We start from the raw sequence: 10,229 nt of genomic DNA on the forward strand, positions 1-10,229 counted from the left end.
TTTTTTTTTAAAATTTCAGCCGTTTAAGTTGTTTCTTATAAAACGGCTTTATATAAAAGTTGAGTTATTTTGACTCAAAATATACTATGAAACTTGACTAATGTCAAGACTGTTCTGAAAAAATAATTGCATCTTGAAATATCACTCCATCAATTCCAGCTTCTGCAACTATCTCCATTTCACTCTCATCTGAAATAGGCACTAAAATCTTTGCATCAAAGAGATAGTTCTCAGCAATTTTTTGTAGTTTGGAAGCTAAAGAGTGATCAGCTAAAATATATTGTGCGTGCAGTGCATTAGCTAGCAGTGCGTCATTGACTGACTCTGCCATTACTCCATAAGCAATATGGTTTTCATAGCAATGTTGTGCAATCTCTTTTGCATCTGCAAATGCTCCAAGCCAAAGAGTACTGTTTGAAGGAGTTTTTACAATCTCTTCAATGCTTTCTACATAATAGAGTGGATCAAATGGTATATCTGGATGACCTATGATAATCATTATCTAATTCCTGCACAACTTTTAGAACAGTAGTATTTGCCATCTACAATTATTGCCTCTTTTGAGCTGACAAATGTACCGCATTTTTCACACTCGACCATTATGTCTTCATCATCTTTTGGCTTACGTTTTTCATCTTCAGCACGCTCTTGACGCTTCTTTGCTACTTGGGGTTTTTTAATTAAAAAAAAGTAAATACCGGCAATGACAGCAATGGTTAGTAATATCTTTAACATAAAAAAGCTCCTTTTTTTTCGAGTTAGGAAACTCCTAACTTCTTAATCCATAAGTAGTTGCGTTGATCTCGCGAAATAAGTTCATATTTACAAGATTCAAGCCCTTTGACCTCTTCAAAAACCTGTTCACCTTTGTAAAAGAGCATTTGCGTATTTTCACCTATAAATGGACGACTCCACTCTATTAATGTTTTAGTATCTGTAACGGCGCGAGAGGTAATCAGATCATATGGTCTAACTTCAAGATCTTCAACTCGATTGGCTTCAACTGTTACATTTGTAAGTTCCAATTCTCTAACAATAAACTTAAGAAAAGAGGCTCGTTTACGTAAAGGTTCACAAAGTGTACATTCAGTTTCAGGCATTGCAATAGCTAGTATCATACCGGGAAAACCTGCACCTGTACCGATATCTAGTAGACTATTTTGTTTTGACAGAAAAGTTAAAGGATAGATAGAGTCATATATCTGCTCATTTATAGCCTCATATGTTTTAGCACCTGTTAAATTGTGTACCTTGTTCCAATCCATTAAAGATTTGGTAAAACTATCTAATTTTTTATAGACTTCATCTGGTAGTTTCAATTTTTTCAACTGGTTCTCCATAATTCAACATTCAACATTTAAAATTTAACATTACAAAAGATGTCCCATTTTACTTTTTTTAGTCTGCAAGTAAGCTTCATTATGAGGGTTGGCTTCAACTATGATAGGCAGTCGTTCAATAATCTCTACGCCTTTTAAACTCTCAATCTTTTTAGGATTGTTTGTAAGAAGGCGTATTTTTGTAATTTTAAAATGGGCAAGAACTTTTTCAACCATTTCATAAGTTCTTTCATCTGCACTAAAACCTAATTGATGGTTAGCAGCGACAGTATCTAACCCTTTGTCCTGCAAAGAGTAAGCATTAACTTTGTTTAAAAGACCTATGTTCCGTCCTTCTTGACGTAAGTAAATAACTAGTCCACCATGTTTTTGAATCATATGCAGTGCATACTCCAACTGCTCTCCACAGTCACACTTGCAACTACCCAAGGCATCTCCGGTAAGACACTCAGAATGTACTCTGACAATAGGAACTTCTGGCATCTGATCGGTAAAAATTGTAAGATGCTCTTTGTAGCAACCGTCTAAAAGTTGCTCTTTAAATGCCTGTATTTTGAAATTGCCAAATTTAGTTGGGAGATTGGCTACTTCAGATATTTCAACGTTCATTGCGTTAATTTTCCTAATTTTTGGTAAAATACTTGCTTTCAATATTGATTGCGATTATACCATATACAAAAGATATAAAGGTTTTACCCATGTTCGCACGTTTTAGACGCAAACGGCTCCATCCAGTTCTAAGAGATCTTGTACGCGAGACAGTTTTGACACCTGATGATTTTATCTATCCACTTTTCATAAGAAGTGGAGAAGGTGTTAAAAATGAGGTGGCATCTATGCCGGGTGTTTTTCAGATGAGTATAGATGAGGCTATAAAAGAGTGTGAGGCTCTTAAATCACTAGGATTAAAATCTATCATACTATTTGGAATTCCTGATGTTAAAGACTCTGTTGGAAGTGATGCCCTTTGTGAGCATGGCATTATAGCTACTGCACTGCGTGAAATTAAAGCAGCACATCCTGATATGCTTGTTATTACAGATTTATGTTTTTGTGAATATACAGATCACGGTCACTGCGGTGTACTGAATCCAAATCTTCAGACAGTAGATAATGATATTACTCTTAAAAATCTTGCCAAACAAGCCATAGTTCACGCAAAAGCAGGGGCAGATATGATAGCTCCAAGTGGCATGATGGATGGAATGATTACTGCAATTCGTGAAGGATTAGACAGTGCAGGTTTTAGCCATATTCCAATTATGAGTTACTCTACAAAATTTGCAAGTGCTTATTATGGACCTTTTAGAGATGTAGCAGAGAGTGCGCCAAGTTTTGGAGATAGACGTAGTTATCAGATGGATCCGGCAAATCGTCGTGAAGCTATTTTAGAGAGTATTGAAGATGAGCGTGAGGGTGCAGACATACTTATGGTAAAACCGGCATTGGCTTATATGGATATAATTAGAGATATTCGCCAAGCTTGTGATCTTCCTCTTGCAGTTTATAATGTAAGTGGTGAGTACAGTATGCTAAAAATGGCAGCACGCGCCGGAGTAATAGATTATGAACGGGTAATGATGGAGACACTTTTAGGATTTAAGCGAGCAGGAGCCGATATAATTATTTCATATCATGCAAAAGAGGCGGTAGAGTTACTATGAGACACTTTTTAACACTTAAAGATTATACAAAAGAAGAGATTTTAGAGATTATTGAACTTGGATTACGCATCAAAGCGGAAGTAAAATCTAAGCGTTTTACTCCATATTTGGAGAAACATACATTAGCTATGATTTTTGAAAAATCAAGTACCAGAACACGTGTAAGTTTTGAGACGGGAATTTACCAGCTTGGAGGAACAGGGCTCTTTTTATCATCACGAGATATTCAGCTAGGGCGTGGTGAGCCTATGAAAGATACTGCACGCGTAATCAGCCGTATGTGTGATATGGTGATGATTCGAACATATTCTCAGAGCAAGCTTGAAGAGTTTGCAAAATATTCAAATGTTCCAGTTATTAATGGTTTGACAGATGAGTATCATCCGGTGCAGCTTATGGCTGATTATATGACAATGATTGAGCATGGAAAAGCTGAAAACGCGAAAGTAGCATATATTGGTGATGGTAACAATATGGCTCATAGTTGGTTGATGTTGGCATCAAAACTTGGATTTGAGCTTAGAATTGCAACACCAAAAGGGTATGAGTGTGATCCAAATATTGTTGATGATGCTCTAAAGTTTGCCAAAGAGAGTGGAAGTAAGATTATATTTACCGATGATCCAAAAGTTGCTGTATCTGGAGCTACTGTAGTAACTACAGATACCTGGGTATCTATGGGAGATGAGGAAGAGAAAGAGAAACGGATCAAAGATTTTACAGGTTATACTGTAGATGATAATATGATGAAACTAGCTAGTGATAATGCAATTTTCCTTCACTGTTTGCCTGCTTATCGTGGATTGGAAGTTACTGAAGATGTACTTGAAGGAGAGCAAAGTGTAGTATTTGATGAAGCAGAAAACCGTTTACACGCACAAAAAGGTATAATGGTGTGGCTTGATGGCAAGCGGAAAGAGAAGCAGATATATGAAGTTTAATATTGAAGATTTGAAAAATTTACCAGCAGATAAACAGTTAGAAGAGATAGATGCAATAGCAATAAAGCTTGGTATGCCAAAACCTACCCAAAGACCAGTTTTAGAGATAAAACCTGTAGATGATAAACATAAGATCTTAGAATTAAAGCGTGGCTCTTGGAGTGATGAACAGCCTTGGTTTGTCATAGATGAAGATGGAAAGTTAATGGTCTTTTCAAGTGCAGAAGCTATGATGGGAATTATGAACTCTCTTCAGCATATGGGTGAAGAGGTCTTTAAATCTCGTCTTGAGAGAGCAATTGCAAAAGAGTTGCCAATCGATTTTCATGATGTTTGGACAGTAGCAATACATGAATTGCAAAAAAGACTTGAAAGTAGTGATGCCGAACCATCAAGTGTAAACCTTGAAAATTTGGTCAAAAATATAAAACGAGAACATCCAAATCTATTTTATTCGCTTAAAAATTTAAATTTTGAAGATCAAGATTAATTTGTTACGGCGGAGCATAATTTCCGCCGCAGCAAGCTAAACATTTATTCTCAACTTGGTGAAACTTTTATATTTTTTTCCTGTTTATTGCCTCTATTGTCTTCAAATACAACTTTTATTGTTCCAGGACCTGTAATTTTAACTGGAAACTTTAATTTTGGATTGTGACTTGCTGAAACGCCAAATTCAAAATCGCATATTAGCTTATCATTATAATAGATACTTTCATTTGTGACATAAAACTGTGGCAAACGTTTGCCTGTTGATTTATCTTTTGCAAATCCAGTATCCATCCGGTGAATAATGATAGTTTGTACTTTTACTATATCACCGACTTTATAATTTTTGTCCAGAATTTTTGCTCCGGCTCTAAACTTTTTTCCCATAACTTCCCCTTAACCACATCCGCCAAGCGGTGCTCGGACATACTGGCTTGCTTTATAAAACTCTCCATTATTTGTTTCAGCAATTATGACAACATCCTGTTTTGTAGCAAGTTTTGTGTTTACAAACAGATAAGCCATTCCATTTGATGGTGTGTAGTTAGCCGTAACTACATGGTTGATTTTATTCTTTGTTGTAAGAACATGAATGGCTGAAACATAGTTATCTTTTTCCATTGGCAGTTTTACAGTTACTTCAACTGGTACAGCTGCACCACTTGATGGCTGTTTTGGAATATTAAGCTCCATTACACTACTGCCATCTTTAACCTCATCATCTCCAACTATATCTTTATATGCTTCTTCAAAAGGCAGTTCTTCAGGTATCTCATCTTCATCGGCATAAAGTCGGTTGCCAATTAAACTGGGTATTAGTGGCATTGAAATTGTTGCACCAGCCACTCCTTTTATGAATTCTCTTCTTTTCATGTGAACCCTTCTTACATGAACATGTCACGATACATGCCTGAAGCCCACTCTAAGAGTCCTCGTCCACCATTTACTCCATCTTTTCCTTGCCATTTCTCCATTGTTGATGCATTGGCAAAACCAAAAGATTTTGTTTTTTCATTCCAAGCATAGCCAGCATTGACTGAAACCGCACGTAATGGATCACCACTTATTGCAGAGTAGCATATTGTTAATGGAGACTTCCATTTGCTCTCTTTTCCATTGATTCGATCAGCTATCATACGTGCAAGTATATGTCCTTCTGAATTTGCTGTATTTCCTGATTTACTAAATCCCATAGGACGAACATCTCCTGCACAGAATACATTTGGATCACCATTGACCTGGTATGTAAAAGGATCTATATTAGCTTCTGCTTTGTTAAAGACACTATCTTTTGCTACACCGGTAACTTCAAGGAGTTTATTACCTCTAACGTGTGGGTAGAATGCTGCATCTGCAAACTCTATCTCTTCTCCTAATTCTGTTTCTATTCTCTTTTTTCCTAGATCAAAGTTTGTAATTTTTGTACTTGGGAGGTACTCTACATAATCGCCATAAAGATCTTTAAAAGCTGAGTGGAATCCATCTTTTTTGATTGTAATATCTGGGTTTTCATCCAAAAGAAGAACTTTGCCTTTAATATCATTTGTTTTCATATACCATGCAATCATACACGTACGCTCATATGGTGCAGGAAGACAGCGATAGTTTCCACCAGGTACTGTAAGAATAAAGTTACCATCTTCAAAATTCATAAGTTTATTTTTAATAGTTGCATGCTCACTGTTTGTCATAAACCCAGCAGGGTATTTAGTGCGAAGTTCATACTCAAGCTCTGCATCACCACCTGTCCATCCACTATAGTCATAACCTATACCAGGGGCTAAAACAAGATAGTCATAATTGACTGTTCCTTCATTAGTATAAACCTTTTTGCTGTCTCTATCTACATCATATACGGCAGCATTGAAGAAAGTGTAACCATTGTTTGCTGCAGCATCTGTAAAACTATGAGATAGAAATTCAAGCTTAACAAGATCAACTAACCATAGGTTGCTAAGTGGACAAGATACAAAATGAGCTCTTTTCTCTATAAGAACAACATCTGCATTTGGTGCAAACTTCTTAACATATTTTGCAATTGATAGTCCTGACCAACCACCTCCTACAACAACTACTTTAGGTCCTTTTCCATTTTTTGGTAGTGGTGCAGGAGTACCCAGTATCCCATTTTTTACCACTGGTCCATTAGAAGGCTTGGCTCCTTGGTTACTTGATGTACAACCTGTTACAGCAGCTGATGCTGCTGCAAGTCCTGCTAGCTTTAAGATGTCACGTCTGTTCATTCCCATGGTGAATCCTTTTGGTTTTGTTTCAGGCGAAGTCTGAACAAAATCTCCATCGCTCAGGAAAAATGATAAAGTTCATATGCTTAATTTAGTATAAAATATTATTATTTTTAGTAATTTTAAACTCATTATATTTAGTTATTATACTACATATAAGTAAAAGAATATTTTCTTATATTAAAATCCTTGATAAATGTATATTTTTATGAGTTGATTTAATAAATTAAGTTTATATAAAGATACCGTATTAATTAAAACGGTATCTTTTTTATAGGGTTATTTTCGAAGTCTTAAATGACAAGATGCACACTGTCTAAGTATTTGGTTATAATCTTCTAGTGCATCGTCCATATTATTGCTCTTTGCAGAATCGATTAAATCTTTTGCATAAAGTTCAATCATACGAGCCGATTTTTGACCAAATTTATATGCATATTTTTGATCTTCAGGAAGGAAATCTTTCATCTCTTGAGTTTCAAGGGTTTTTACAACTCCCAAAATTCTTTCTGCACCATCAATTAGACAGCTATGCTCTGGGCATCTATATAAAAATCCATTTTGAATAAGTTTCATTCCTCCAGCCATTTTATGCATATCTTTTATGCGATCAGCTTTTGTGTAGCTCTCTGCACATAATAAACCAGTCATAATGAGCATTGTCAATACTATTTTTTTCATCTATGGTTCCTTCATTAATATTGGATAATCTCTTTGGAGTATTCGCTAAGAAGCATTACAGGTGTTTTTACCTTGACAATCTTTTTTGCTTTACGCCAATTTCCATAAATTGCTTTGAATTCAGGTTTAAAAGATTTAAAATAGTCATGAAACTTATTTGGTCCAAGAACACCTACAGCCCATAAGTGATCATTCTCATCTACTTCCATAATAATAGTGGCTAACCCTTGAGGCGCAGGTCCGGAAACTTTTTTTGCTCCTTCTTTTGGATCATAAGCAGAGAGGTGTGATGAACATACAAAGACACCTCCACTTTTATAAGCCATAGTCTTTCCTGATTTTGGAACATAGTTAAAAAAACTATCACTTGGTTTTGGGTGAGTCAATTGGTGTGGACATATAGCTGATACTGCAACAATAGAGCCATTTTTTCCACATCCACCTTTAAAGATATACTCTTCACCATCTTCAGTGACCAATTTTACATTTTTTTTGGTTGGTTCACCAATATCTACAAGCAGAGCAGGGGTACCACTGTATGGGTATGTAAAAAAGTAGTTAGTCTCTTTTTTTAGTTTAGAAGCAACAATGGGATTGCCTGCTTTGTCAACTAATTTAACTTTCTCATATGTTTTATATAGATCACCATTGCTTGCATAGAGTGTTTGTGAAATTGATGAAGGATTTACTGCTATAACAGCGGCAGTAGCACCAACAACTTTTAGAAAATTTCTACGATTCATTTATTGGACTCCTTGTTCAATCATTTTGAGCGATGGAGATTGAACAGATCCGTAGCAATATAATAAGAAATTCATACTTAATATAGGCTTGAAAATATAAAGATTAATTATGATATAAAATATTTATATATAAAAAATTATAAAAATTAATAGTAAATAAATGGTAAATAAAAAGTGCCTTTATTTTGCAAATGTAAAAGATGATAAAATACAGTTATTGTTTTATTTAAATAACTTTTAGGACAAAAATGAATATAGCCCAAATAGAAGACAATATTAAACAGATTACTAGTGATAAGAAGAGATTGGAGTATTTGTTTAATCTTTATCAGAAAATGGTGAAAAACAATGAAAAGTAGTTATACCCCACCTTACACCATAACCTCTAAAATGGTATGGCTAACTAATGAGATAACAGAGATGATTACAAAAGTTAGTGCCATTAAAAAAGAGAAATCTGCTCCCATTCTACGTAAAAAGAATCGTATTCGATCCATTACAGGCTCTTTGCAGATAGAAGGAAATACTTTAAATTTAGAGGAGGTAACAGCACTTATAGAGGGAAAGAGAGTACTTGGAACTGTTCGTGAGATAGAGGAGGTTAAGGGAGCTATAAAAGCTTATGAAGAGATAGAAAACTATAACCCTACCGAGATACAAGACCTATTAAAAGCACACCGTTTAATGATGGGTGGCATACTTGAAAATGCAGGCTCTTTTCGTAAAGGTAATGTGGGGATTTATGGTAAAGAGGGAGTAAGTCACATAGCACCGCCGGCATATAGAGTCGATGAGCTTATGCAAAATCTTTTTACTTGGCTTTCAAAAACAGAAGAGCATCCTCTTATATCTAGTTCAGTATTTCATTATGAGTTTGAGTTTATTCACCCTTTTAGTGATGGTAATGGTCGTATTGGCAGACTTTGGCAAAGTGTAATATTAGGAAATTATAGAGAAATATTTTTTTATATACCTATTGAGAGCATTGTAAGAGAGCATCAGCAAAGCTATTATAAAGCACTTGAAGAGTCAGGAAGTGCGGGTGAGAGTACGCCATTTATTGAATTTATGTTAGAGAGTGTACATCTGAGTGTCAAAGAGTTTTTAAAAGAGTATCAAAAAAGTAGCCAGAAAAGTAACCTAAAAAGTGACCAGAAAATTTTGAACTTAATAAAACAAGATAATAGAATCAGTATCAAAGAGTTGGCATTAAGACTTAATATGAGTGAATCGGGTATTAAAAAGGTGCTTTCTAAGCTTAAAAGTATGGGAACTATTGAGAGAGTAGGTAGTCCAAAAGGTGGTTATTGGAAGATAAAGGGTGAATAATGGTAAATATTGTAGAAGTAAAATATCATCAAAGTTGTTGCATAGATTTTTTGGTGAAAGTTGCTTGAATATTGACATTTATGATAATGAAGAAGAAAGACATACACCAAGGGAGTGGTTTATCGCACCATTACAAATAATTGAACAGGCAATAGGGATGATTTTAGGTACTGACGAATTAGCCATATAATCCAAGATTTTTAGCATTAAAGAAAATTGCTAAACGATAATCAAGCCACTCGGCTGATTTTGCATGAGCTTTAGTCTTTCTAACAAGATAAGATATCTTATCTCTAAGTTGTGAATTTAGATTTTCAATTTTATTTGTCATTGCACCTTTACCTTGAATCGATTTTTCAGCATACATTGTATCGTATGCAAAAGCATCATCACTATAGACACGTTGTACCTTTGGCAAGTCAAGCTCTAACTCAAAAAGTTCATCTACTGTCCTCCTATAATACATTTATAACTTCTCATCACTCAAAAGAGGATGAAAAAGTTATAAAAGTTGTGTTAGCATAAAGACAGTTGTGTTAGCTGCTTTTTGCAATTCACAGTCAATGGCACAAATTAAAGATCTGTTTGTCCTTGTCAGAAGATGACCCAACAAAGCCTATCTAATTTGGGCTAGCTAACTCACCTATGAAACGCTATTGGAGAGCTTATGTTCTACCGTTCTATAGAGTTAGGAGGCTGTGAGCACAACCCAAATATCAAGCAATCAAGAAGGAGTTATGTTTTATGTACTATGTTGGCATAGATATTGCAAAGAAAAGTCATGTTGCTTGTATTATGA

At 35.2% G+C, this 10,229-nt stretch carries 14 protein-coding genes; 4 read left to right on the forward strand and 10 right to left on the reverse strand.

Annotated features, from left to right (window positions below; all coding sequences use genetic code 11):
* Positions 1 to 103: 103 nt before the first annotated feature.
* From BM227_RS11640 to ribA, 4 genes are read right to left on the reverse strand one after another with little or no spacing between them, the layout of a single operon-like run.
* The gene (locus BM227_RS11640) at positions 104 to 499 is read right to left on the reverse strand and encodes a hypothetical protein (protein WP_092914078.1); all 396 of its coding nucleotides are present in this window, start codon (positions 497 to 499) and stop codon (positions 104 to 106) included.
* Complete coding sequence (locus BM227_RS11645) at positions 499 to 735, reverse strand: PP0621 family protein (RefSeq protein WP_092914080.1); 237 nt, start codon at positions 733 to 735, stop codon at positions 499 to 501. The genes BM227_RS11640 and BM227_RS11645 overlap by 1 nt, the downstream gene beginning before the upstream one ends.
* A 23-nt stretch (positions 736 to 758) precedes the next feature.
* Positions 759 to 1,328, reverse strand: a complete 570-nt coding sequence (gene rsmG, locus BM227_RS11650) for a 16S rRNA (guanine(527)-N(7))-methyltransferase RsmG (RefSeq protein ID WP_245757069.1) — start codon at positions 1,326 to 1,328, stop codon at positions 759 to 761.
* A 42-nt stretch (positions 1,329 to 1,370) separates the two neighbouring features.
* The gene (gene ribA, locus BM227_RS11655) at positions 1,371 to 1,949 is read right to left on the reverse strand and encodes a GTP cyclohydrolase II (RefSeq protein ID WP_092914083.1); all 579 of its coding nucleotides are present in this window, start codon (positions 1,947 to 1,949) and stop codon (positions 1,371 to 1,373) included.
* Between the two features lie 89 nt (positions 1,950 to 2,038).
* Here ribA and hemB point away from each other — a divergent pair, with 89 nt between their 5' ends.
* Genes hemB through BM227_RS11670 form a run of 3 tightly spaced genes read left to right on the forward strand, consistent with a single transcriptional unit; the run spans position 2,039 to position 4,435 of the window.
* Positions 2,039 to 3,004 (forward strand): porphobilinogen synthase, encoded by a 966-nt coding sequence (hemB, locus tag BM227_RS11660; RefSeq protein WP_092914085.1) that lies wholly within the window; start codon positions 2,039 to 2,041, stop codon positions 3,002 to 3,004.
* A complete protein-coding gene (gene argF, locus BM227_RS11665; RefSeq protein WP_092914086.1) occupies positions 3,001 to 3,945 on the forward strand; it encodes an ornithine carbamoyltransferase in 945 nt (314 codons plus the stop codon). Before hemB ends, argF begins: the two co-directional genes overlap by 4 nt.
* Entirely contained in the window at positions 3,908 to 4,435 is a 528-nt protein-coding gene (locus BM227_RS11670; protein ID WP_092914088.1) for a DUF2603 domain-containing protein, read from the forward strand. Before argF ends, BM227_RS11670 begins: the two co-directional genes overlap by 38 nt.
* A gap of 50 nt (positions 4,436 to 4,485) precedes the next feature.
* Here the strand turns inward: BM227_RS11670 and soxZ are convergent, their stop codons facing one another.
* The 5 genes from soxZ to BM227_RS11695 all read right to left on the reverse strand — a co-directional run bounded on the left by soxZ (position 4,486) and on the right by BM227_RS11695 (position 8,101).
* Positions 4,486 to 4,821: a thiosulfate oxidation carrier complex protein SoxZ gene (soxZ, locus tag BM227_RS11675; protein WP_092914089.1), complete on the reverse strand. Its 336-nt coding sequence runs from the start codon at positions 4,819 to 4,821 to the stop codon at positions 4,486 to 4,488.
* Positions 4,822 to 4,830: 9 nt separating this feature from the next.
* Positions 4,831 to 5,307: a thiosulfate oxidation carrier protein SoxY gene (locus tag BM227_RS11680; RefSeq protein WP_092914091.1), complete on the reverse strand. Its 477-nt coding sequence runs from the start codon at positions 5,305 to 5,307 to the stop codon at positions 4,831 to 4,833.
* Between the two features lie 11 nt (positions 5,308 to 5,318).
* A complete protein-coding gene (locus tag BM227_RS11685; RefSeq protein ID WP_092914093.1) occupies positions 5,319 to 6,683 on the reverse strand; it encodes an FAD-dependent oxidoreductase in 1,365 nt (454 codons plus the stop codon).
* Between the two features lie 273 nt (positions 6,684 to 6,956).
* Positions 6,957 to 7,358 carry a hypothetical protein gene (locus tag BM227_RS11690; protein WP_092914095.1) on the reverse strand — a complete coding sequence of 134 codons (402 nt, stop codon included), beginning with the start codon at positions 7,356 to 7,358 and terminating at the stop codon, positions 6,957 to 6,959.
* A gap of 14 nt (positions 7,359 to 7,372) precedes the next feature.
* Complete coding sequence (locus BM227_RS11695; RefSeq protein WP_092914096.1) at positions 7,373 to 8,101, reverse strand: arsenate reductase (azurin) small subunit; 729 nt, start codon at positions 8,099 to 8,101, stop codon at positions 7,373 to 7,375.
* 348 nt (positions 8,102 to 8,449) lie between these two features.
* Here BM227_RS11695 and BM227_RS11700 point away from each other — a divergent pair, with 348 nt between their 5' ends.
* Entirely contained in the window at positions 8,450 to 9,430 is a 981-nt protein-coding gene (locus tag BM227_RS11700) for a Fic family protein (RefSeq protein ID WP_092914098.1), read from the forward strand.
* A gap of 178 nt (positions 9,431 to 9,608) precedes the next feature.
* Here BM227_RS11700 and BM227_RS11710 read toward each other — a convergent pair whose 3' ends face one another.
* Positions 9,609 to 9,896 carry a hypothetical protein gene (locus BM227_RS11710; protein ID WP_092914101.1) on the reverse strand — a complete coding sequence of 96 codons (288 nt, stop codon included), beginning with the start codon at positions 9,894 to 9,896 and terminating at the stop codon, positions 9,609 to 9,611.
* Positions 9,897 to 10,229 lie beyond the last annotated feature (333 nt).

It is taken from the genome of Hydrogenimonas thermophila (genome assembly GCF_900115615.1).
Lineage (GTDB): Bacteria > Campylobacterota > Campylobacteria > Campylobacterales > Hydrogenimonadaceae > Hydrogenimonas > Hydrogenimonas thermophila.

What these genes read in the sequence shown, in the direction of transcription:
- BM227_RS11680 (WP_092914091.1), bottom strand. Translation starts at nt 5,307, where the DNA reads ATGAAAAGAAGAGAATTCATAAAAGGAGTGGCTGGTGCAACAATTTCA.
- ribA (WP_092914083.1), bottom strand. Translation starts at nt 1,949, where the DNA reads ATGAACGTTGAAATATCTGAAGTAGCCAATCTCCCAACTAAATTTGGC.
- BM227_RS11670 (WP_092914088.1), top strand. Translation starts at nt 3,908, where the DNA reads ATGGCAAGCGGAAAGAGAAGCAGATATATGAAGTTTAATATTGAAGAT.
- argF (WP_092914086.1), top strand. Translation starts at nt 3,001, where the DNA reads ATGAGACACTTTTTAACACTTAAAGATTATACAAAAGAAGAGATTTTA.
- BM227_RS11645 (WP_092914080.1), bottom strand. Translation starts at nt 735, where the DNA reads ATGTTAAAGATATTACTAACCATTGCTGTCATTGCCGGTATTTACTTT.
- BM227_RS11685 (WP_092914093.1), bottom strand. Translation starts at nt 6,683, where the DNA reads ATGGGAATGAACAGACGTGACATCTTAAAGCTAGCAGGACTTGCAGCA.
- BM227_RS11700 (WP_092914098.1), top strand. Translation starts at nt 8,450, where the DNA reads ATGAAAAGTAGTTATACCCCACCTTACACCATAACCTCTAAAATGGTA.
- hemB (WP_092914085.1), top strand. Translation starts at nt 2,039, where the DNA reads ATGTTCGCACGTTTTAGACGCAAACGGCTCCATCCAGTTCTAAGAGAT.
- BM227_RS11695 (WP_092914096.1), bottom strand. Translation starts at nt 8,101, where the DNA reads ATGAATCGTAGAAATTTTCTAAAAGTTGTTGGTGCTACTGCCGCTGTT.
- soxZ (WP_092914089.1), bottom strand. Translation starts at nt 4,821, where the DNA reads ATGGGAAAAAAGTTTAGAGCCGGAGCAAAAATTCTGGACAAAAATTAT.
- BM227_RS11640 (WP_092914078.1), bottom strand. Translation starts at nt 499, where the DNA reads ATGATTATCATAGGTCATCCAGATATACCATTTGATCCACTCTATTAT.
- BM227_RS11690 (WP_092914095.1), bottom strand. Translation starts at nt 7,358, where the DNA reads ATGAAAAAAATAGTATTGACAATGCTCATTATGACTGGTTTATTATGT.
- BM227_RS11710 (WP_092914101.1), bottom strand. Translation starts at nt 9,896, where the DNA reads ATGTATTATAGGAGGACAGTAGATGAACTTTTTGAGTTAGAGCTTGAC.